Origin of the sequence: Pseudomonas fluorescens, assembly GCF_018614655.1 — a bacterium.
GTDB classification, from domain to species: domain Bacteria; phylum Pseudomonadota; class Gammaproteobacteria; order Pseudomonadales; family Pseudomonadaceae; genus Aquipseudomonas; species Aquipseudomonas fluorescens_BX.
Window position 1 is genome coordinate 160,512 of sequence record NZ_JAGGOG010000014.1, and the last position, 20,638, is coordinate 181,149.

Consider the following 20,638-nt stretch of genomic DNA (forward strand, 5'->3'; position numbering starts at 1 on the left):
ATAAGCGTTTTATTAAGGACAAAACTTACAACGCCACAAGTTGCTTAGTTTCGCTGTGCGGAATACAATTTTGTTTTGTTGATTTTATAAAAAAATGGGGACTAACATGCGCCGTCGAAACATGGACCCGAACACCCCAGAAGCACCCGCAGGCAACACCGCCTTCGAGCATCTGCTGATCGATCCGATGAACACCGATGAGGAGGAAGACAAGGACCGCCAGTTCGTCACCGCCTTGGCCCGAGGCCTGGAATTGCTGCGCTGCTTCACGCCGAGCGAAAGCGTGTTGGGTAACCAGGAACTGGCGCGCAAGACCGGGTTGCCAAAACCGACTATCACCCGGATGACGCACACCCTGACCCGCCTGGGGTATCTCAAGCACTTGCCACAGTCGGGCCGGTATCAGTTGGATGTGGGGGTGATGGCGTTCGGTTACGCAATGCTTTCCAACCTGTCGGTGCGGGCCGTGGCCCATCCGCTGATGGAGACGATGGCCAAGTACGCCCAGGCCGCCGTGGCAATGGCCACCCGGGACCGCCTGGACATGGTCTACCTGGACGTGATCCAGGGCGAGGCCAACATGACCATGCGCCGCCAGGTAGGCACGCGCTTGCCGTTGCACTTGAGTTCAGCAGGCCGCGCCTGCCTGGCAGCAATGCCGGAAAACGAGCGGGAATTCATGCTCGACCATATCCGCCAGCGCCATCTAGAGGACTGGCCGGGAATCCGCAAGGGGCTGGAACGCGCCTTCCGGGACTACACCGACTTCGGCTATTGCATGTCGATCGGTGAGTGGCATCGCGATGTCAACGCCATCGCCGTACCGCTGTTTCATGCACAACATGGGCTGTTGACGTTCAACTGTGGCGGACCGAGTTTTCACCTCTCCCGGGAGAAACTCGAAGACGACATCGGACCACGCCTCAAGCACATGGTGAACAACATCGAGGCCGCCGCCCGCTAGACAAATCGGTGCACGGCCTCGGCAGTTTAAATACAACAGGCCCGCCGAACGGGCCGCCGAGGAATGCACATGATCCGAGATCCGGAAACGCTTCACCTTCTGCTGGAAACCCTCCAGCAGTTCGTCAACGAAGCGCTGATCCCACGGGAAAACGAACTGGCCGAGACCGATGACGTCCCGGCAGATATCGTCAACCAGTTCCGCGAGTTGGGCCTGTTCGGCCTGACCCTCCCCGAAGCCTACGGCGGCCTTGGGCTGACCATGGAAGAAGAGGTCAATGTCGCCTTCGAACTGGGCCGCACCTCTCCGGCGTTCCGCTCCTATTTCGGCACCAACAATGGCATCGGCTCCATCGGCATCCTGCTCGATGGCACCGAAGCGCAGAAGCAACACTACCTGCCCAAACTGGCCAGCGGCGAGCTGCTCAGCTCGTTCTGCCTGACCGAACCGGATTCGGGCTCCGACGCCGCTTCGCTGAAAACCTCGGCGATACGCGACGGCGACCACTACGTCATCAATGGCACCAAACGCTTTATCACCAACGCGCCGCACGCGGGCATCTATACAGTCATGGCCCGCACCAACCCGGACATCAAGGGCTCGGGTGGCATCAGTGCGTTTATCGTCGAGCGCAACACGCCGGGGCTGTCCCTGGGCAAGCGCGACCACAAGATGGGCCAGAAAGGCGCCCACACCTGTGACGTGATTTTCGACAATGTGCGTGTGCCAGCTGATCAGTTGATCGGTGGCGTCGAAGGTGTGGGTTTCAAGACCGCGATGAAAGTCCTCGACAAGGGCCGCCTGCACATTGCAGCGGTCAGCGTCGGTGCCGCCGAACGCATGCTCAACGATGCCTTGAACTACGCCATCGAGCGCAAACAGTTTGGCCAGCCGATTGCCGAGTTCCAATTGATCCAGGCCATGCTCGCCGACAGCAAGGCCGAAATCTATGCGGCCCGCTGCATGGTGCTGGACGCCGCACGCAAGCGTGACGATGGCCAGAACATTGGCACCGAAGCCTCTTGCTCGAAGATGTTCGCCACCGAAATGTGCGGCCGGGTAGCGGACCGCTGCGTGCAGATTCATGGCGGCGCCGGGTATGTCAGCGAATACGCCATTGAGCGTTTTTATCGCGACGTGCGGTTGTTCCGGCTGTACGAGGGCACCACGCAGATCCAGCAACTGGTGATCGCCCGCAACATGATTCGCGAGGCGCAGCGCTAACTATCAAGCACACCGCAAACCCAATGTGAAAGTCGATCAAATGTGGGAGCCGGGCTTGCCCACGATGCAGGCACCTCGGCCTGTCAGTTGCACCGAGGTGATGCTATCGCGAGCAAGCCCGCTCCCACATCAGCCGCTTTACCGCAACACCCATACCCAGTGCCCTAACAACTACAACAAGGTATCGCTATGGAAGTCGCCACTCAGGCGGGTGCGTTGTCACCCGCAAAAAACAAGCTGTGGATCATCGTCTTCATCTTCTGCTTCCTCGGTCTGCTGATCGACGGCGCGGACTTGATGCTGCTGTCCTATAGCCTCGGTAGCCTGAAGACCGAGTTCGGCCTGACCAGTGTCGAGGCCGGCAGCCTGGGCAGTTTCACCCTCGCCGGGATGGCGATTGGCGGGATCTACGGCGGCTGGGCCTGTGACCGATTCGGTCGGGTGAAAACCGTGGTCTGGAGCATCGTGCTGTTCTCCGTCGGCACCGCAATCCTGGGCATGACCCACAGCTATTGGCAGTTCGCGAGCACCCGGTTTTTCGCCTCGCTGGGATTGGGCGCGCTGTATGTCGCTTGCAACACCCTGATGGCCGAATACGTGCCGACCCGCTACCGCACAACGGTGCTCGGCACCTTGCAGGCGGGCTGGTCGGTGGGTTACATCGTCGCCACTTTGCTGGCCGGCTGGATCCTGCCCGACCACGGCTGGCGCTGGCTGTTTTACGTGGCGATCATCCCGGTGATTCTCGCGGTGCTGATGCAACGCCTGGTGCCGGAGCCACAAGCCTGGATCAAGGCCCAGGCCGAACGTGCCCGGGAAAAGGCCGAAGGCATCAAGCGAGTCTCTACGAAAAAACCCGATGGCATGTTCAAGCTGATTTTCAGCGACCCGAAAGCCAGCCGCATGTTTATCCTGTGGGCGCTGACCGCAGGTTTCCTGCAATTCGGTTACTACGGGGTCAATAACTGGATGCCGTCCTACCTGGAAAGCGAGTTGGGGATGAACTTCAAGTCGATGACCAGCTATATGGTCGGCACGTACGCGGCGATGATTTTCGGCAAGATCCTTGCTGGCCTCGCGGCGGACCGCCTGGGACGGCGCAGCGTGTTTGCGGTCGGCGCCTTGGGTACGGCCATCTTCCTGCCGGTGATCGTGCTGTTCCAGAGCCCGGAAAACATCCTCTGGCTGCTGATTGTGTTCGGCTTCCTGTACGGCATTCCCTACGGCGTCAACGCGACCTACATGACCGAAAGCTTCGAGGCGAAATTTCGCGGATCGGCGGTGGGCGGTGCCTACAACATCGGCCGGATTGGCGCGGCCGTTGCACCGGCAGCCATTGGTTTCCTGGCGTCCCATGGTTCGATCGGCGTGGGTTTTATGGTCATGGGCGCAGCGTACTTTATCTGTGGAGTCATCCCGGCGCTGTTTATCCGCGACAAGCAATTTGATCCGCAGAAACAGTGAGTTATCTCTGATAAACGTGTGGGATCGGACGCGCTCCCACACTGTGAATCAAAGGACAAAACCTAGCTGTTTTGCTAGTTACGCAATTTTTCCGGGGCGACTATCGTGTACCTGATCATTTTTATGGCAGGGCACGAAATGGAGTTAATCGAAACAACCCGCGAAGGCGTTGCCTTCTTTGGTGGCTACCGCACGTGGTACCGGGTGACCGGCAACCTCGACAGCGGCCTGGCACCGCTGGTCATCCTCCACGGCGGCCCGGGCGGTAGCCATGACTACCTCGACGCATTCAAGGACGTGGCCGCCAGCGGCCATGCCGTCATTCACTACGACCAACTGGACAACGGGCACTCAACGCTCCTGCCGGATAAAGATCCTGCATTCTGGACCATCAGCCTGTTCCTCGAAGAACTGGACAACCTGTTGGACCACCTGCAAATCAGCAACCACTACGCCCTTCTTGGACAAGCCCGCGGCAGCGCGCTCGGCTGCGAACACGCGCTGTTGCATCCCGCTGGCCTGCGCGCACTGATTGTCGCCAATTCCCCAAGCTGCATGCGCACCTGGATCAGCGAAAACCAGCACCTGCGCACACTGTTGCCACCCGGCGTGCAGAAAACCCTGCTCAAGCAGGAGCAAACCATCCGTTTGAACGAATGGAATGTCGCCGGCCGACTGTCGAAAATAGAGGTGCCGACCCTGGTGATTTCCGGACGCCATGACCCGGCAACCTCCCTGGTGGTCAAGCCGTTCCTGGAGGAGATCCCCGATGTTCGCTGGGCGCTGTTTGCAGACTCGACGCACATGCCGCACATCGAGGAGCGCCAGGCGTGCATGGGCACAGTGGTGAAGTTTCTGGATGAGACCTGCAGACTGAATTAAAAGAACGCCGCCTCCCGCAGCCGACTTGCACGTGCTGCCGAAGGTGGCGTTCTTTTGCCTACCTTTGATTACACGTGGCTGGTTTCAGCCCGCCCTGCCACCGAGGCCTTCGTCGACACCTCGGCCAGCAATGGAATCTCCTTACCTTCGGCATCAAACAACTTGCCGCCACTGAAGTAATCCCCATCGCGCAGCGCCGCCACGTCCTGGAAGCACAGGCTGCGTTCAGTGCCTGCGACAAATACCGACTGCTGGTCAGAGTTGCCGGCCGTGAAGTGGTTGAACGTCAGGTTCAGCAAAATCGCCATGATCGCCGACGAACTAATCCCCGAATGGAAAATGGTCGCGAACCAGCTTGGGAACTGGTCATAGAAGTTTGGCGCGGCGATGGGAATCATGCCGAAGCCGATGGAGGTGGCGACGATGATCAAGTTCATGTTGTTGCGGTAATCGACCTTGGACAAGGTACGAATCCCACTGGCCGCCACTGTGCCAAACAGCACAATCCCGGCACCGCCCAACACCGACGTAGGCACCGCCGCAATCACCCGCCCCATGAATGGCAACAGGCCGAGAACCACCAGAAACACACCGCCCGTCGCCACCACAAAGCGGCTCTTGACCCCGGTCACCGCCACCAGGCCGACGTTCTGGGCGAAGGCACTCTGGGTGAACGAACCGAAGATCGGCGCAAACAGGCTCGACAGCATGTCGGCGCGCAAACCGTTACCCAGACGCTTGGAGTCAACCTTGGTGTCGATGATCTCGCCCACCGCCAGGATGTCGGCTGAGGTTTCCACCAACGTCACCATGATCACGATGCACATGGAAATGATCGCGGCCACATGGAAGGTCGGCATGCCGAAATGGAACGGCGTAGGGAAACCGAACATCGGCCCTTGGGTCACGCTGGAAAAGTCGGCCATGCCGAGCAATACCGCGATCACCGTGCCAATCACCATGGCCAACAGGATCGACAGCCGCGAGATGGCCGCGCTGCCCAGTTTGCTCAGCAACAACACCAGCACCAGGGTCAGCGCTGCCAGGCCGATATTGGCCGTGCTGCCAAAGTCCGCAGCGTGGCTGTTGCCGCCCATGGCCCAGCGGGCCGCGACGGGCATCAGGGTCAGGCCGATGGTGGTGATGACGATCCCGGTCACCATCGGCGGGAAGTACTTGGTGATCCGTGAGAATACCGGCGTGATCAGCAAGCCGATCAAGGACGCGGCCATCACCGCCCCGAGGATCGCAGGCATGCCGCCCTCCCCCTCGCTGCCAACAATCGCCACCATAGTCGCCACACCCGAAAAAGACACCCCTTGCACCAGCGGCAATTGGCAACCGAAGAACGGCAGGCCGAGGGTTTGCAGCAGGGTTGCCAAGCCACCGGCGAACAGCGAGGCGGCGATCAGCAGGCCAATGTCCGCCGGCGACAACCCGGCCGCCTGGCCAATGATCAGCGGTACGGCAACGATGCCGCCGTACATGGTGAGCACATGCTGCAGGCCGTAAGCCATATTGGCTGCGACGCCGAGATTTTCGTCTTCTGGCCGTTGCGGTGACGCCTTCGGGATAGTCATGGTGAGGGGTCTCTGTTTTTGTTGTGCAGCCACTGTATGCAATACGAAGACTAGATGTCCATAGAGTTGTATACAATCATACGAACAAGATACCCTCCATCGGCGTTACAAAAACAACCACCTGGCCGTCATGAGCCAAAACGCCAAAGGATCTCAACCCTATGAAAAAGGCCTTATACGGCGTAACTGTTGCGCTGACCTTCCTCAGCGGTGGCGAGGTTGTCGCGCTGGAATGGATGAACAACAGCGTGGGATTTCGCTACGGCCAACAGTTCACCAACCCTAATAACCCGGATGACTTCAGCAAACGCATCTACAGCTTCACCCATGCCAGTGGCTACCAATACGGCAGCAATTACCTGAACCTCGACGTATTCCTGTCCGACAGCCGCGACCCGCGCAAGGGTACCGATCACGGCGGCAGCGAGGTGTATGCCGTCTACCGTCATCAGTTGTATGCCTCACGGGTGTTTGAGGTGCCTCTGGGCACCGGGATGATCAAGGATTACGCCCTGACCCTGGGCTTTGATGCCAACCGTAACAACAACCTGGCGTCAGCCAGGAAGCGTGCGCTGGTGATTGGCCCGACCTTGAAATTCAACACAGTCGGCGTGCTGGACCTGAGCCTGATGTACTACAAGGAAAAGAATCATTCCGGTATCCCGGGCGCGCAGGATCCGAACCACACCTTCGACGATACCTACATGCTCAACCTGACCTGGATGCGCCCTTTCGAGATCGGCAACCATGGGGCGAAGTTCCAGGGGTTCATTAACCATGTGGGGGAAAAGGGCGAGGACTTCCATGGCCGCGACACCGCTGCGGAAACCCTGATGCGTACGGCGCTGATGGTGGCCGTGCGACCGGGCAAAAGCGTCAAGCCCAACCTCTATCTGGGGGTGGGCTATGAGTATTGGCACAACAAGTTCGGCGTCGACGGCGGGCGCGGCAGCCGCACTTCGACGCCGACGGTGAACATGGAAGTGACGTTTTAGGGTGTCCCACCACAACCTGATGCAGGAACCGAATCAAAGGTGGGAGCACATTGTCACTTCAAACGCGAGCCAACGCCGACCGGTCAGCCTTCGGCCGCGCCAGCCAGTAACCCAATACTGCCAACGGCGCGGTCGCCAGCATCACGATCACGGTAATCAGCAGCGGCTGCTCGATCATCGACGACACCAAAAGGCTGCTGAGAAAGCACAAACCCAATTGCAGGGTATTTTGCAACGCAGCGGCTTTGCCGGAGTTTTCCGCAAAAGGCATCAGCGCATTCGCCACCACGATCGGGTAGCTGGCACCATTGACCAGCGCCATCAGGCAGAACGGGATCAGCAAGGTAGTGAGGGTCGGCACGGTCAAGGTGGCGACGAGGTACAACACCACCATGCTGATGCAGTACGCCACCAGCAACCACGGCAACAGGATCTGGCCCTGGAAACGCTGCAAGGCACTGCGGCAACTGTAGCCGCCCACCAGAAAGGCCAGGGTCGGCAGTACGTAACTCAGACCAATGTCATTGGGACTGTAACCCATATCGCCGAGGATGAAGGGCGAAGCGGTCAACCAGGCGAAGAAACTGGCCGAGCATGCGGCAAAGATCATCACGTTGCCGGTGAACGCCCGCGACTTGAGCAACTGCCCATAGCCGAGACGGGATTGTTCGCCATTGGCTGTCAGGCGTTTCGGCACAGATTTAAGAAACAACGTCGGTAACAGCAATAACAGCGACACCCCCAACAACACCGCGAAGATCGCCTGCCAACCCCAGTGATTCAACACCACCGCACCCAACAACGGCGCCAGCGCCGGTGACAGGGACATCAGCGGCATGATGCTGGCAAACACCCGATGGGCCTTGTCCGCCGGGTAACGGTCGATCACCAGCGCTTGCCAACTGACGGCAGCGGAACACACGCCAATCGCCTGGATAAACCGCAGCGCCCACAGCTGTGGCGCGGTTTCGACCCAGAACATCCCCAGGCAACCGAGCACAAACAGGCTCAGGCCGGTGAGCAGGACGGGTTTGCGACCCAGGCGATCGGACAGCGGCCCCCACAACAACTGCCCCACGGCAAAGCCGGCGAGGAAAATACTCAAGCTGATGCCCACGGCACCCGCCGAAATCTGCAACTGCTGACCCATGGCGCCAAACGCCGGCAAGTACATGTCCATGGCCAGATAACCGAGCATGCTCAGCCCCGCCAGGTACCAGGTGAAACCAAAAGAATTTTTCATTGAAGCCTACTGAATCTGCCATCAAACTATTTGCTGACTGACGCCTAGTATGAAGCTGACAGTTCCCCTGTGAAGCGATAATAATTGGATACTCTCATCAATATTTTTGAAGGCAGCCAATATGTGGTCTGAATACTCCCTGGATGTAGTCGACGCCGTAGCCCGTCACGGCAGCTTCAGCGCCGCTGCCCAGGAGTTGCACCGCGTGCCATCGGCCATCAGTTACACGGTACGGCAGATCGAGGAATGGCTGGCGGTGCCGTTGTTTGTTCGCCGCCATAGGGACGTGGAGCTGACGCCGGCCGGTAAGCTATTTGTCGAAGAAACCCGGGCCGTGATGAAAAAAATGCTCGGCACCCGTCGCTTGTGCCAACAGGTGGCCAACGGCTGGAGCGGTCAGTTGAAGGTGGCAGTGGACTCCATCGTCAAACAACAACGCTGTCGGCAACTGGTACTGGATTTCTATCGCCAGTTTCCGGAAGTGGAATTACTGCTGGAGTACGAGGTGTACAACGGCGTGTGGGACGCCTTGGCGGACGAACGCACCGACATCGTGATCGGCGCCACCAGTGCCGTGCCGGTGGCCAGCCAATTCACCTTCCGCGACATGGGGCTGCTGAACTGGCTGTGCGTGGTCAGCGCCCGTCATCCGCTGGCCGCGCAGCAAGGTTTGCTCAACGACGATCAACTGCGGCCCTTCGCATCCCTGTGCATGACTGACACCTCGCGCAACCTGCCCAAACGTGACACCTGGACCCTGGACAACCAGCGCCGTCTGGTCGTGCCGCATTGGGCGTCGGCCATCGATTGCCTGCGGGACGGCCTGTGCGTCGGCATGGCGCCGGCGCACTTGGTGTTGCCGTGGATCGAACGCGGCGAACTGGTCGCCCTGCAACTGTCCCGGCCCTTCCCCGCCAGCCCGTCGTGCGTGGCCTGGGCGCAGAACAAACTGTCCCCGGCCATGACGTGGTTGCTGGACTACCTGGGGAACACCGAGACAATGAATCAGGAATGGCTCAATGGCACGACTCTCTAAAGGTGAACGCATAACCCTGTGGGAGTGGGCCGCTCCCACATTTGATTGGGGGTTAATCCAATAACCGGGAAAGAGCCCGAACGATCATCTCTACCTCTTTGGCATCAATCGTCAGCGGCGGCAGCAAACGAATGATCTTGCCCCGCGTGACGTTGATCAGCAGCCCGTGCTCCTGCGCCGCACGTTGCGCCAAATCTCGTTGAGGTGCAGCCAACTCGATGCCGATCATCAAGCCCTGTCCCCTTATCGCCAGGACTTGGGGATGCTCGCTCAACTCCACCCGCAAACGCGCCAGCAAGCGCTCACCCTGTTGCGCCGCATTCTCCAGCAACCCTTGCTCCTCAATAATATCCAGCACCGTGCAGCCCACCCGGCAAGCCAACGGATTGCCACCAAAGGTGCTGCCGTGGCTGCCCGGGGTAAACAGCTGGGCCACGGCAGCCCGTGCCAGGCACGCGCCAATCGGGATACCGTTGCCCAGTCCTTTGGCCAGGGTCATGACGTCCGGCACGATCCCTTCATGCTGGAAGGCAAACCAGCGGCCGGTACGACCAATCCCGGTCTGGATTTCATCGAGCATCAACAGCCAGCCTTGCCGGCTGCAATGCTCGCGCAAGGTCTTCAGGTAACCCGGCGGTGCGGGCTGCACGCCGCTTTCACCCTGAATCGGCTCCAGCAGTACCGCCACAATGCGCGCGCCGAACGCCTGGGTCACCGCCTCCAGTGCCTTCAGGTCACCAAAGCCGATCTTGATAAAGTCCCCCGGCAACCGCTGGAAACCCAGCCGTACCGACGGCCCATCACTGGCAGACATCGTGCCCAGGGTGCGGCCGTGAAAGGCGTTTTCCATCACCACCACCAGCGGTTCTTCGATGCCCTTTTTCCAGCCATGCAGCCGCGCCAGTTTCAGCGCCGTCTCATTGGCTTCGGCGCCGGAGTTGTTGAAAAACACTTGGTCCAGGCCCGACAACTGAGCCAGCCGCTGCGCCAATCGTTGCTGCCAGTCGATGCTGTAGAGGTTGGAAGTGTGCAGCAGCAATCCCGCCTGCTCGCTGATTGCCGTCACTAGGCGCGGGTGGGAATGCCCGACATTCGTCACCGCCACACCGGCCACGGCATCGAGGTACTCGCGCCCCTGCTGGTCCCACAGCCGCGTGCCCAAGCCACGCACGAAGCTCAAGGGTGAGGGTTGATAAGTGGTCATCAGGCAGGCGGCAGTCATGGCGTAAGGCTCCGGAATATCTTCGTGAGCCTGCAGTATCGTTAGCCACCTGAGCTGGATAAACTGCACAAAACTGCAATGACTTTAAATCAGGGCTTGATAATGGATTTGTTCCAGGCGATGACCGTGTACGTAAAAGTGGTGGAAGCCGGCAGCATGACGGCGGCGGCGCAGTCCTGCGGGATGTCCACCACCATGGTCGGCAATCACCTGCGCGCCCTGGAACAACGGCTGGGCGTCAGCCTGCTCAAGCGCACCACCCGTAAACAAAGCCTGACGGAGTTCGGCGGTATTTATTACCAGCGCTGTCTGGAAGTACTGGGGCTGGTAGCCGGTTCCGAACAATTGGCCGAGCAGGTCCACGGCGAAGTCCCCAAGGGCCTGCTGCGGATCACCGCCCCACCCGCATTCGGTGCCGAGCGCCTGGCACCGGCGCTGAGCGAATTTTCCCGGCGTCATCCGCAGATCCAGCTGTATGTGGTGTTGAGCAATCAGTCGATGGACCTGATCGACAGTGGTTTCGACGTGGCAATTCGCCTCGGTGAATTGCAGCCTTCGCGCCTGATCGCCCGGCCTTTGCAAAACTACACCATGACCCTGTGCGCCTCGCCGGATTACCTGGCGCGCCGGGGTACACCGCAAACGCCGACAGACCTTCAACAACATGACTGCCTGGCGTTCGCCTACCCCCCCACCGACGACTGGCGCCATGCCGACAAACAATGGCGCCTGCGAGGGCCCGAAGGAGAAGTCGAAATCGCCGTATCCGGCCCGATGACCGTCAACAGTTCCCAGGCCTTGCATCGTGCAGCAGTAGAAGGCATGGGCATCGTCATGCTGCCGGACGCGTTGGTCGATACGGACTTGCGGGCGGGAAAACTGGTGGCATTGTTGCCGGGCTACCAGTCTCCCTATCGGCCAATGCACCTGCTGTATGCCCAGGACCGCTATCGCCTGCCCAAGCTGCGAGCCTTCGTCGACTTCGCGATGGAGCAATGGGCGCGCTAGAAGGTCACGCCCAATGCACGCAAACGTTCACCCGTCTGTTCGCCTGACACATGGTGAATCCCCTGCCAACCCAGGTCGATGGCGGCCTCGACATTCCCGGCCACGTCATCGATAAACACCACCTCAGCGGGCTGGATGTCCGGCAAGTGCGCGCGGACCTGGCCAAGGCTGGTGTGGTAGATCGCGGCGTCGGGTTTGATCTGTTTCACTTCGCCGGACACCACGATGTCGCGAAAGTACTGCAAGAAGGGATAGTGCTTACGAGCATAGGGGAAGGTTTCAGCTGACCAGTTGGTTAACCCGTACAGCGGCATTTTCGCCTCATGCAGGGCTTCCAATATCGCCACGCCTTCGGGCAGCGTGCCGCGCAGCATCTCGTGCCAGCGGTCGTAGTACGCCTGGATCAGGGGTTCATGTTGCGGATGTTCGTCAATCAGCGTGCGGGTCGCTTCGGCCAGGGTGCGCCCGGCGTCCTGCTCAGTGTTCCAGGCCTGGGTACAGACATTGTCCAGGAACCATTGACGCTCGCAGTCATCGGCAATCAGTTGGCGATACAGGTGGTGCGGGCTCCAGTCAAACAAGACTCCGCCAAAATCAAAAACTACTGCACGAATCGTCATGAAGATCCTCCGTTAGTGTGAGTGTGATAACGGTCGCAGTCTGCCATGTCGATCGGCTAAAGGGCAAAACGCGGGCGCTGCGCTTTCTTTGCGCCCATAAAAAAGCGGCCCCTGGAGGCTAATGCCGATCGGTTAAGAAGTAGAAGGGGGTAAAAAGTAACCTGTGGCGAGGGAGCTTGCTCCCGTTGGACTGCGCAGCAGTCCCATTTTTGGGGCCGCTTCGCGACCCAACGGGAGCAAGCTCCCTCGCCACAGGTACAGTGTTCACCCTTAACTGACTGGCATTACCCCTGCAGGCCGCTTCTTCATCACCCGGATCGCTTACGCCTGAACCAGGCCTTCAATCTTCACGGTCGGGTTGACGTCAGCGTCGTAGTCCACGCCTTCGATTTCAAAACCGAACAGACGCAGGAACTCAGACTTGTAACCGGCAAAGTCGCTGATCTCGTTGACGTTCTCGTCGCTAACCTGATTCCACAGTGCTGCCACGGCGTCCTGGACTTTCGGTTCCAGTTCCTTGAGGTCGGCACGCAGGCGGCCGTCGGCGTCGAGCTTTGGCTCGCTGCCGTACAGGCTGTCCTTGAACAGACCGTAGACCTGCTCGATGCAGCCTTCGTGGGTGCCCTGCTCTTTCATCACCCTGAACAACAGCGACAGGTACAGCGGCATGATCGGAATCGCCGAGCTGGCCTGGGTCACCACGGCCTTGAGTACCGACACACGGGCGTCGCCCTTGAGTGCCGCCAGGTTCTCGCGCAGGGTCAGGACTTTCTTGTCCAGGTCCTTCTTGGCCTCTCCAATGGAGCCGTTCCAGTAGATGTCCTGGGTCAGCTTTTCACCCAGGTAGGTGAACGCGGTGGTCTTGGCGCCTTCGGCCAACACGTCGGCTTCACGCAGGGCGTCGATCCACAGCTGCCAGTCTTCGCCACCCATGACCTTAACGGTGCCGTCGATTTCTTCCTGGGTCGCAGGTTCCAGGGTGGTGTCGACCACGACGCCCTTGTCGGTGTTGATACCACGCAGGGTCACGGCCTTGCCGATCGGTTTCAGGGTGGAGTTGTGCACCACGCCTTGCGGGTCGGTACGGCGTGGCGCAGCCAGGCTGTAGACCACCAGGTCGATCTTGCCCAGGTCTTTCTTGATGGTTTCGATGGTCAGGCGCTTGATCTCGTCAGAGAAGGCATCGCCATTGATGCTCTTGGCGTACAGGCCCTTTTCGACGGCAAACTTCTCGAACGCGGCGCTGTTGTACCAGCCGGCAGAGCTGAGCTTGCCTTCTTCGCCTTCTTTCTCAAAAAACACGCCCAGGGTATCGGCACCACAGCCAAACGCGGCACTGATCCGCGCGGCCAGGCCGTAACCGGTGGAGGCGCCGAGTACCAGCACCTTTTTCGGGCCGCCTTCGATGGCACCGTGCTTAGTCACGTAGTCAATCTGCTGCTTGACGTTCGCTTCACAGCCAACAGGATGGGCCGTTACACAGATAAACCCACGAACTCGCGGTTTGATGATCATAAAATTTCTGCCTCTTCCAAGGTGCCGAAGGCCAATGGTGGCCATTACAGCGTCAATCGTACGGTTCATAGACGTCCGGAAAACCGATGCGTCACGATAGTCGCAATTCTTCTGTTCACAAAATCCAATCCGCCAGGCCCCGAAAGCCCTGTAACCCACGAAATAAAGCGCCAGACGTAAAGAACTGTGCAAGGTCTTCACAATTTCGCAATATTTTAAAAGGCCATCAGTGAAATAACGTCTTATGATGTACGAATTGTTTCAACATGTTGCGCGACTGTCTCCCTCCGTCGGCACTGTCGAAATCCGTCCCGCTGGAGCTGTGTTTCATGAGTGCAAGTTTGCGCAAAAAAATAATCTCGGCAGCCTGGGTGCTTGCCGTGTTGCTGATTATTTATTGCTTTCCGAAAATCACGCTGGTGTTTTTGGCGCTGGTGGTCATCTGCGGTCTCTACGATTTCTTGCGTAACGGCCTGTATGACGGCAAAACCATCAAGAAGTACTTTGTGGGTAACGGGCGCAACACTTGGATATTGGCACCGTTCAACACGTTTTTCGACCTGCTGAGCAGCCCTAATCGCCACATCTACCAAATGCACGATCTGCCGCCCGCCTGGCGTGAGGACCTGCAAAAGGTGATCGACGATGCCATGGTCCACAAGGATGAAATCATCCAGTACCTGGACACACGCATGGCCGAGAAGAAGCGTGGCATGCTGTTTTTCCAGTGGTACGGGCGCCCTGTCGAAACCACGCTGGAGATCCCGCAGCTCAAGGAAAAACTGCCCTACGTCAAAACCATTGGCGTCTCGGTATTCAATGAAAACCGTTCCACCTCGTTTCACTTCGGGCCCCTGCGCCTGATGTTCCGCGTGCTTTACAACATGGCCCCGGCCCCGCATCACGAGGGCGTCTACATTCAGGTCGGCAAGCACAAGCACTACTGGCACGACGATCCATTGTTCATTTTCGATGACACACTGATGCACGCATCCTTCAACAAGAATGACGCCAAGCGCTATTGCCTGTTCATCGATATCGTCCGCCCGTCGCCGATACCCTTTGCCCTCAACGGCCTGATCGCGGGCTTTGCCGCAGTGGTCTATACCCTGCGCCGGGTCTTCTACAAGAACTGGAAGCTGATTCAGTAAAAGGCTTTACGGCGCACCTTTATGCGGCATGATGAAGGCGCCGGGCAGCGCGTATTGCCAGACAGTGTTTGCCTCAGGCCCAAGCGCCTTCGATAATGCCTGTCACACGCAACCGAGCTCGGCGCTCATTATCCTCATGCCAGTGGCCGTAAACGGCCCTGCTGGCTGCGCTTTCAGGGAATCAGAATGCCCCAAAGACCCGTCATCAATGCGTCCGTCAGCCCCAAAGGCAGCCTCGAAACGCTGTCCCAACGTGAAGTCCAGCAGCTGAGTGAAGCAGGTTCCGGCAGCACCTATACCCTGTTCCGCCAGTGCGCCCTGGCCATCCTCAACACCGGCGCCCAGATCGACAACGCCAAGACCATCCTCGACGCCTACAAAGACTTCGAAGTGCGCATCCACCAGCAGGATCGCGGCGTACGCCTGGAACTGCTGAATGCCCCGGCCGACGCCTTCGTCGATGGCGAAATGATCGCCAGCACCCGGGAAATGCTCTTCAGTGCCCTGCGCGACATCGTCTACACCGAGAACGAACTGGACAGCCAGCGCATCGACCTGAGCAACTCTCAGGGCATCACCGACTACGTGTTCCACCTGCTGCGCAACGCCCGCACCCTGCGCCCCGGTGTCGAGCCGAAGATCGTGGTGTGCTGGGGCGGGCACTCGATCAATACCGAAGAATACAAATACACCAAGAAAGTCGGGCATGAACTGGGCTTGCGCAGCCTCGACGTGTGCACCGGCTGCGGCCCCGGTGTGATGAAGGGCCCGATGAAGGGCGCAACCATTTCCCACGCCAAGCAGCGTATCACCGGCGGCCGCTACCTGGGCCTGACCGAGCCGGGCATCATCGCCGCCGAAGCGCCAAACCCGATCGTCAACGAACTGGTGATCCTGCCGGACATCGAAAAACGCCTGGAAGCCTTCGTGCGCGTCGGCCACGGGATCATCATTTTCCCGGGCGGTGCCGGTACGGCCGAAGAGTTCCTGTACCTGCTGGGCATCCTGATGCACCCGGACAACCGCGATGTGCCGTTCCCGGTGATCCTTACCGGGCCCAAACAGGCGGCGCCTTACCTGCAGCAGTTGCACGCCTTTGTCGGTGCGACCCTGGGGGACGCGGCCCAGGCTCACTACCAGATCATCATCGACGATCCCGCGGAAGTGGCGCGACAAATGACCGTAGGCCTGAAGGCGGTCAAACAGTTCCGCCGCGAACGCAACGACGCGTTCCATTTCAACTGGCTGCTGAAAATCGACGAAGGCTTCCAACGCCCGTTCGATCCGACCCACGAAAACATGGCCAGCCTGCAACTGAACCACAGCCTGCCCCCCCACGAACTGGCGGCCAACCTGCGCCGGGCGTTCTCCGGGATTGTGGCGGGTAATGTCAAGGACAAGGGCATTCGGCTGATCGAGCAAAATGGACCGTACGAGATTCACGGCGACCCGACGATCATGAAACCGCTGGATGAGCTGTTGAAAGCGTTTGTGGAGCAACACCGCATGAAGTTGCCCGGTGGCGCGGCGTATGTGCCGTGCTATCGCGTCGTAACCTGACCTGTAGCCACTGCCGAGGCACGAGGCTGCGATGCGGCACGAAGGGGCGCCGTTTAGGGCCGCTTCGCAGCCTCGTGCCTCGGCAGCGGCTACATCGGAGAACACCGCATGTCTGCTTCGTTTTCTTCGCTGAGCATCCACCTGTTGCGGGTTCTGCACACCGTGCTGCAAACCCGCAACATCAGCCACGCGGCCCTCAAGCTCAATGCCAGCCAGTCGCTGATCAGCCGTCAGTTGCGCCAATTGCGTGATGCCTTTGGCGACCCGCTGCTGGTGCGCAATGGCCGTGAATACGTCTACACCCCACGGGCGCAAAGCCTGATCGAGCCGTTGAATAAACTGATCGCTGATCTGGACGCCTTGATCACACCCACGCTTTTCGACCCGATGGAATGCCGCCAGCGCTTTCGCATCGCGTCATCAGACTACGTCGCGGAGTACATGCTTCCGGCATTGATGGAACATCTGGCGGGCGTCGCGCCCCATGTGGTTGTCGATTACCTGGCCTGGAAACCCAACGACTACAAACAATTGGCCAACGGTGAAATCGACCTGGTGACCACCATGCTTGATGTAGAACCCGCCGAAGTTCATGGCCGTACCCTCGGTGACGATCGTCCGGTGTGCATGATGGCCAAGGATCACCCGCTGGCCGGAGTGCCGCTGACCGCAAAGTCCTACGCTGATGCCGACCATATCCGCATCACCGGTGGTGGCGACAAGGACGGCTTCATCGAACGCGATCTGAAAGCCCTCGGCCTGCAGCGAAACATCTTGCTGAACGTGCCGTTCTTTTCCGCGGCCATGGAAGTTGCCAGCCGTCGTCCGGCATTGCTGACTATCCCCGAACATATTGCCGTGAACCTGTCGCGGTTTTACCCGATGACCTGGCAACCGCTGGACTTCATCACCCATCGCCACCACTACTGGACGATCTGGCATGAGCGCACCCACAACGCGGTCGAGCACAAGTGGTTCCGCGATACCGTGCACGAGATCTGGAAACTGTCGAGCTATGGCATCCCGACCGATGGCTGAGCCAAGCATGCGCAACCTGCATGGTAGCTATGCAGTTTCGCGGCTATAGGACCTGCCGCTCACGCGCCTAACATACGGCCTCTCCTACCTGAACGAGGCCGCCCATGAGTCCCGAAGAATTCCGCCGTCACGGCCACCAACTGATCGACCGCATTGCCGACTACCACGCCAACGTGGCGCAACAACCGGTGATGGCGCGTGTGCAGCCCGGCGACTTGCTCAAGGCCCTGCCCGATCAGGCACCCCAGACCGGCGAAGCCTTTGCCGACGTGCTAAGCGACGTCGACCGACTGATCATGCCGGGTCTTTCCCACTGGCAGCACCCCAATTTCTACGGCTACTTTCCGAGTAACGCCTCGTTGCCCTCGATCCTCGGCGACTTCCTCAGCACGGGACTCGGCGTACTGGGCCTGTCCTGGCAATCGAGCCCGGCGCTCAGTGAGCTGGAAGAAAAGACCGTCGACTGGGTACGAAAAATGGTCGGCCTCTCTGATAACTGGAGCGGCGTGATCCAGGACACTGCGTCCACCAGCACCCTCGTCGCGTTGATCTGCGCTCGCGAACGTACCACCGAGTACGGCCTGGCAAGCGGCGGCCTGCAAGCCCAAGGCAAGCCACTGGTGATCTACGTGTCGGAATACGCGCACAGTTCCGTCGATAAAGCCGCACTACTGGCAGGATTCGGCAAGGACAATATCCGGCACATTGCCTGCGACGACAGCCTGGCCATGGATCCCACCGCCCTTCAGGCCGCCATCGAACAGGATCTCGCCGCCGGCTTGGTACCCTGCGCCATCGCCGCGACGGTCGGCACCACCACAACCACCGCCGTGGATCCACTGACGCCCGTGGGAGCAATCGCTCGTCGGTTCAACCTGTGGCTGCACGTCGACTCCGCCATGGCCGGCTCGGCGATGATCTTGCCGGAGTGCCGCTGGATGTGGGCCGGCATCGAGCAGGCCGACTCCATCGTGGTCAACGCCCACAAATGGTTAGGGGTAGCCTTTGATTGCTCGCTGTATTTCGTCAAGGATTCGCAGCACCTGATCCGAGTGATGAGCACCAATCCCAGCTACTTGCAGACCAGCGTCGATTCCGAGGTGAAAAACCTGCGGGACTGGGGCATTCCCCTCGGTCGTCGGTTCCGTGCATTGAAATTGTGGTTCCTGTTGCGCAGCGAAGGTGTGGAAGGCTTGCAACAACGCCTGCGCCGCGACCTGGCGAATGCCCAATGGCTCAAGGAACAGATCGAGCAGGCAGGCGAATGGAAAGTCCTCGCGCCGGTCAATCTGCAGACCCTGTGCATTCGGCACGAACCGGCGGGTTTGGCAGGCGAGGAACTGGATACTTATACCCAGGCCTGGGTCAATCGGCTCAATCAATCAGGGGTGGTCTATGTCACGCCAGCAACTTTGCAGGGTCGCTGGATGGTGCGGGTGTCCATCGGCGCACTGACCACCGAACGCGAGCATGTGGCCGCGTTGTGGGCGCATTTGCAGCAGGTCGTAGCGGCTTGACTCAGCGCTGAACCGCCACGCATTTGATCTCTGCCAGCAAACCTGGAACGGCCAACTCCGATACACCAATAGCCGTCCAGGCAGAAATCCCTCGAGGAAACAGGCGGTTTTTCACTTCACGGAAAACCGCCATGTGTTGGCTCATGTTTACGTGATAGGTGGTCATGTCCACGACGTCCTCGAAGGTACAACCGCCCTCCTTCAGCACACGCCGCAGGTCTTCCCAGGCGGCAGTGAATTGTTCCTCGGGATCCACGATCACCTCAAGCGTCGCCGTGCGGCCGACTTGTCCTGCGCAATACAGGGTTTTACCGACTTTGACCGCCGGAACGTACCCGGCGCGTTCAACGATGAGCTGCATGGGATCGGGGATGATGAGTTCGCGGTCGGTCATATGTTGTATCTCTTTGGGGCCAGTTTCCGGCGTGTCGACTGGCAGAGTTCGGACTATGTTTTTATCAGTTCCGATCAACCGACACCAGCCGAGCAACCTATGGACCAATGGATCTTGTCCTCCGTAGCTCCTTACCCTAAGGTAAGGAATATCACGATGGGGATTATAAATATGGCGACCGCCACACTGACGTCAAAAGGCCAGATCACTATTCCTGCTCAGGTCAGGGCAGCCCTCGGGCTGGACACCGGAGACCGGGTCGAATTTGTCGAAATGGAAGATGGAAAATTCGCCATCATTGCCGCAAGCCACAGCGTGCAGGACCTGAAGGGATTGATCCGCAAGCCCGCCAAGGCGGTCAGCCTCGAAGACATGAACCGGGCCATCGCCGCACAGGGAGCAAAAGCCGGATGATTGGCTTGGATACGAATGTTCTGGTGCGTTATGTCACCCAGGACGATCCCGTGCAGTCAGCAAAAGCGTCGAAGCTGATCGAGTCTCTGACCGCCGCGTTTCCCGGTTTTGTCAGCCTGGTCTCAGTCGTGGAGTTGGTCTGGGTTTTACAAACCTGCTACCAGTCAGCCAAGGGTGAAGTGGTAACCGTACTGGAGACGCTACTGCGTACCCGGGAACTGACCATCGAGCACGCCGAAGTCATCTGGCAAGCCTTGCGACGATTCACCACCACCAAGGCCGACTTCGCCGACTGCCTGATTGAACGCTGCGCCCATGCGGCGGGATGTGAATACACGGCGACCTTTGACATCAGCGCCACCAAGACCGCCGGTATGCGACAGCTGACCTGAAACGATCAGCGAATCCAACCACCTACCTGCCAATGATACCCGTCATTACGCGGCTCCCAATGCGGGTGCACATAACGATACCCAGGCCTGAGCGGCTCCCAGTGGCCGTGCACCGGAACATAGCGTTCACCTTTCCAGCGCCAGTAGCCTCGCGACCACAAATAACCCGGGCGAGCTTCTGGCTCGACCTCCACCACCTGCACCGGTGGCGGTTGTGGCGCTACCACTTCGAAATATTCATGCTGTACCGGACGCCGATCATGCACAACCCGCTCCTCGACACACCCGGAAGCCGCGACCACAATGGCCGCCAACGCCGCATAACGTAGCAACATACAGACCCCTCGGGCGTCACCGCCCAGCGTTTACACCGGTAAAAAATGCCCCCTTGTTCCAACCACGCTCCTGCTTGGCTATGA

Annotated in this window: 20 protein-coding genes; 13 read left to right on the top strand and 7 right to left on the bottom strand. The window is 59.3% G+C overall.

The features are described from left to right. Window positions 1-106 precede the first annotated feature (106 nt). The 4 genes from J7E41_RS14680 to J7E41_RS14695 all read left to right on the top strand — a co-directional run bounded on the left by J7E41_RS14680 (window position 107) and on the right by J7E41_RS14695 (window position 4,534). On the top strand, window positions 107-964 hold the full coding sequence (locus tag J7E41_RS14680; RefSeq protein ID WP_214993885.1) for an IclR family transcriptional regulator: 858 nt from the start codon (window positions 107-109) through the stop codon (window positions 962-964). Window positions 965-1,033: 69 nt separating this feature from the next. Next, a complete protein-coding gene (locus J7E41_RS14685; protein ID WP_214993888.1) occupies window positions 1,034-2,188 on the top strand; it encodes an acyl-CoA dehydrogenase family protein in 1,155 nt (384 codons plus the stop codon). A 189-nt stretch (window positions 2,189-2,377) separates the two neighbouring features. Next, window positions 2,378-3,652, top strand: a complete 1,275-nt coding sequence (locus J7E41_RS14690) for an MFS transporter (RefSeq protein ID WP_214993890.1) — start codon at window positions 2,378-2,380, stop codon at window positions 3,650-3,652. A gap of 138 nt (window positions 3,653-3,790) precedes the next feature. Next, entirely contained in the window at window positions 3,791-4,534 is a 744-nt protein-coding gene (locus J7E41_RS14695; RefSeq protein WP_214993893.1) for an alpha/beta fold hydrolase, read from the top strand. A 68-nt stretch (window positions 4,535-4,602) separates the two neighbouring features. Here J7E41_RS14695 and J7E41_RS14700 read toward each other — a convergent pair whose 3' ends face one another. Continuing rightward, window positions 4,603-6,114 (bottom strand): nucleobase:cation symporter-2 family protein, encoded by a 1,512-nt coding sequence (locus tag J7E41_RS14700; protein ID WP_214993894.1) that lies wholly within the window; start codon window positions 6,112-6,114, stop codon window positions 4,603-4,605. Window positions 6,115-6,275: 161 nt separating this feature from the next. On the opposite strand from J7E41_RS14700, the gene J7E41_RS14705 reads away from it, so the two are divergent. Beyond that, window positions 6,276-7,109: a nucleoside-binding protein gene (locus J7E41_RS14705; RefSeq protein WP_214993895.1), complete on the top strand. Its 834-nt coding sequence runs from the start codon at window positions 6,276-6,278 to the stop codon at window positions 7,107-7,109. 58 nt (window positions 7,110-7,167) lie between these two features. Here the strand turns inward: J7E41_RS14705 and punC are convergent, their stop codons facing one another. Beyond that, window positions 7,168-8,352, bottom strand: a complete 1,185-nt coding sequence (punC, locus tag J7E41_RS14710) for a purine nucleoside transporter PunC (protein ID WP_214993896.1) — start codon at window positions 8,350-8,352, stop codon at window positions 7,168-7,170. Between the two features lie 121 nt (window positions 8,353-8,473). On the opposite strand from punC, the gene punR reads away from it, so the two are divergent. Continuing rightward, window positions 8,474-9,388, top strand: a complete 915-nt coding sequence (punR, locus tag J7E41_RS14715; protein WP_214993897.1) for a DNA-binding transcriptional activator PunR — start codon at window positions 8,474-8,476, stop codon at window positions 9,386-9,388. Window positions 9,389-9,440: 52 nt separating this feature from the next. Here punR and J7E41_RS14720 read toward each other — a convergent pair whose 3' ends face one another. Beyond that, window positions 9,441-10,610: an aspartate aminotransferase family protein gene (locus J7E41_RS14720; RefSeq protein WP_214993898.1), complete on the bottom strand. Its 1,170-nt coding sequence runs from the start codon at window positions 10,608-10,610 to the stop codon at window positions 9,441-9,443. Window positions 10,611-10,712: 102 nt separating this feature from the next. Here J7E41_RS14720 and J7E41_RS14725 point away from each other — a divergent pair, with 102 nt between their 5' ends. Then, window positions 10,713-11,618 carry a LysR family transcriptional regulator gene (locus tag J7E41_RS14725; protein WP_214993900.1) on the top strand — a complete coding sequence of 302 codons (906 nt, stop codon included), beginning with the start codon at window positions 10,713-10,715 and terminating at the stop codon, window positions 11,616-11,618. Here the strand turns inward: J7E41_RS14725 and J7E41_RS14730 are convergent. After that, complete coding sequence (locus J7E41_RS14730; RefSeq protein ID WP_214993902.1) at window positions 11,615-12,238, bottom strand: HAD family hydrolase; 624 nt, start codon at window positions 12,236-12,238, stop codon at window positions 11,615-11,617. The two genes, J7E41_RS14725 and J7E41_RS14730, sit on opposite strands and share 4 nt — an antisense overlap. A 321-nt stretch (window positions 12,239-12,559) precedes the next feature. Beyond that, on the bottom strand, window positions 12,560-13,753 hold the full coding sequence (fabV, locus tag J7E41_RS14735; RefSeq protein ID WP_214993904.1) for an enoyl-ACP reductase FabV: 1,194 nt from the start codon (window positions 13,751-13,753) through the stop codon (window positions 12,560-12,562). 329 nt (window positions 13,754-14,082) lie between these two features. Between fabV and J7E41_RS14740 the strand changes: the two genes are divergently transcribed. The 4 genes from J7E41_RS14740 (at window position 14,083) to J7E41_RS14755 (ending at window position 19,019) form a co-directional block, all read left to right on the top strand. Then, window positions 14,083-14,904 carry an aspartyl/asparaginyl beta-hydroxylase domain-containing protein gene (locus J7E41_RS14740; RefSeq protein WP_214993906.1) on the top strand — a complete coding sequence of 274 codons (822 nt, stop codon included), beginning with the start codon at window positions 14,083-14,085 and terminating at the stop codon, window positions 14,902-14,904. A gap of 186 nt (window positions 14,905-15,090) precedes the next feature. Next, window positions 15,091-16,464, top strand: a complete 1,374-nt coding sequence (gene ppnN / locus J7E41_RS14745) for a nucleotide 5'-monophosphate nucleosidase PpnN (RefSeq protein ID WP_214993907.1) — start codon at window positions 15,091-15,093, stop codon at window positions 16,462-16,464. A gap of 108 nt (window positions 16,465-16,572) precedes the next feature. Beyond that, the gene (locus tag J7E41_RS14750; protein ID WP_214993908.1) at window positions 16,573-17,502 is read left to right on the top strand and encodes a LysR family transcriptional regulator; all 930 of its coding nucleotides are present in this window, start codon (window positions 16,573-16,575) and stop codon (window positions 17,500-17,502) included. 104 nt (window positions 17,503-17,606) lie between these two features. Then, window positions 17,607-19,019, top strand: a complete 1,413-nt coding sequence (locus J7E41_RS14755) for a pyridoxal phosphate-dependent decarboxylase family protein (RefSeq protein ID WP_214993909.1) — start codon at window positions 17,607-17,609, stop codon at window positions 19,017-19,019. Window position 19,020: 1 nt separating this feature from the next. Here J7E41_RS14755 and J7E41_RS14760 read toward each other — a convergent pair whose 3' ends face one another. Beyond that, window positions 19,021-19,413, bottom strand: coding sequence for a RidA family protein (locus J7E41_RS14760; protein WP_214993910.1), 393 nt, complete (start codon window positions 19,411-19,413; stop codon window positions 19,021-19,023). A gap of 156 nt (window positions 19,414-19,569) precedes the next feature. On the opposite strand from J7E41_RS14760, the gene J7E41_RS14765 reads away from it, so the two are divergent. Beyond that, complete coding sequence (locus tag J7E41_RS14765; protein WP_214994196.1) at window positions 19,570-19,827, top strand: AbrB/MazE/SpoVT family DNA-binding domain-containing protein; 258 nt, start codon at window positions 19,570-19,572, stop codon at window positions 19,825-19,827. Next, complete coding sequence (locus J7E41_RS14770) at window positions 19,824-20,219, top strand: PIN domain-containing protein (RefSeq protein ID WP_214993911.1); 396 nt, start codon at window positions 19,824-19,826, stop codon at window positions 20,217-20,219. The genes J7E41_RS14765 and J7E41_RS14770 overlap by 4 nt, the downstream gene beginning before the upstream one ends. Window positions 20,220-20,224: 5 nt before the next feature. On the opposite strand, the gene J7E41_RS14775 is transcribed toward J7E41_RS14770, so the two are convergent. Continuing rightward, on the bottom strand, window positions 20,225-20,554 hold the full coding sequence (locus J7E41_RS14775; RefSeq protein WP_214993913.1) for a YXWGXW repeat-containing protein: 330 nt from the start codon (window positions 20,552-20,554) through the stop codon (window positions 20,225-20,227). Window positions 20,555-20,638 lie beyond the last annotated feature (84 nt).

What these genes read in the sequence shown, in the direction of transcription:
- J7E41_RS14770 (WP_214993911.1), top strand. Translation starts at nt 19,824, where the DNA reads ATGATTGGCTTGGATACGAATGTTCTGGTGCGTTATGTCACCCAGGAC.
- J7E41_RS14775 (WP_214993913.1), bottom strand. Translation starts at nt 20,554, where the DNA reads ATGTTGCTACGTTATGCGGCGTTGGCGGCCATTGTGGTCGCGGCTTCC.
- J7E41_RS14765 (WP_214994196.1), top strand. Translation starts at nt 19,570, where the DNA reads ATGGGGATTATAAATATGGCGACCGCCACACTGACGTCAAAAGGCCAG.
- J7E41_RS14695 (WP_214993893.1), top strand. Translation starts at nt 3,791, where the DNA reads ATGGAGTTAATCGAAACAACCCGCGAAGGCGTTGCCTTCTTTGGTGGC.
- J7E41_RS14755 (WP_214993909.1), top strand. Translation starts at nt 17,607, where the DNA reads ATGAGTCCCGAAGAATTCCGCCGTCACGGCCACCAACTGATCGACCGC.
- J7E41_RS14705 (WP_214993895.1), top strand. Translation starts at nt 6,276, where the DNA reads ATGAAAAAGGCCTTATACGGCGTAACTGTTGCGCTGACCTTCCTCAGC.
- J7E41_RS14730 (WP_214993902.1), bottom strand. Translation starts at nt 12,238, where the DNA reads ATGACGATTCGTGCAGTAGTTTTTGATTTTGGCGGAGTCTTGTTTGAC.
- J7E41_RS14740 (WP_214993906.1), top strand. Translation starts at nt 14,083, where the DNA reads ATGAGTGCAAGTTTGCGCAAAAAAATAATCTCGGCAGCCTGGGTGCTT.
- J7E41_RS14685 (WP_214993888.1), top strand. Translation starts at nt 1,034, where the DNA reads ATGATCCGAGATCCGGAAACGCTTCACCTTCTGCTGGAAACCCTCCAG.
- fabV (WP_214993904.1), bottom strand. Translation starts at nt 13,753, where the DNA reads ATGATCATCAAACCGCGAGTTCGTGGGTTTATCTGTGTAACGGCCCAT.
- punR (WP_214993897.1), top strand. Translation starts at nt 8,474, where the DNA reads ATGTGGTCTGAATACTCCCTGGATGTAGTCGACGCCGTAGCCCGTCAC.
- J7E41_RS14720 (WP_214993898.1), bottom strand. Translation starts at nt 10,610, where the DNA reads ATGACTGCCGCCTGCCTGATGACCACTTATCAACCCTCACCCTTGAGC.
- J7E41_RS14725 (WP_214993900.1), top strand. Translation starts at nt 10,713, where the DNA reads ATGGATTTGTTCCAGGCGATGACCGTGTACGTAAAAGTGGTGGAAGCC.
- J7E41_RS14680 (WP_214993885.1), top strand. Translation starts at nt 107, where the DNA reads ATGCGCCGTCGAAACATGGACCCGAACACCCCAGAAGCACCCGCAGGC.
- J7E41_RS14700 (WP_214993894.1), bottom strand. Translation starts at nt 6,114, where the DNA reads ATGACTATCCCGAAGGCGTCACCGCAACGGCCAGAAGACGAAAATCTC.
- J7E41_RS14690 (WP_214993890.1), top strand. Translation starts at nt 2,378, where the DNA reads ATGGAAGTCGCCACTCAGGCGGGTGCGTTGTCACCCGCAAAAAACAAG.
- ppnN (WP_214993907.1), top strand. Translation starts at nt 15,091, where the DNA reads ATGCCCCAAAGACCCGTCATCAATGCGTCCGTCAGCCCCAAAGGCAGC.
- punC (WP_214993896.1), bottom strand. Translation starts at nt 8,352, where the DNA reads ATGAAAAATTCTTTTGGTTTCACCTGGTACCTGGCGGGGCTGAGCATG.
- J7E41_RS14760 (WP_214993910.1), bottom strand. Translation starts at nt 19,413, where the DNA reads ATGACCGACCGCGAACTCATCATCCCCGATCCCATGCAGCTCATCGTT.
- J7E41_RS14750 (WP_214993908.1), top strand. Translation starts at nt 16,573, where the DNA reads ATGTCTGCTTCGTTTTCTTCGCTGAGCATCCACCTGTTGCGGGTTCTG.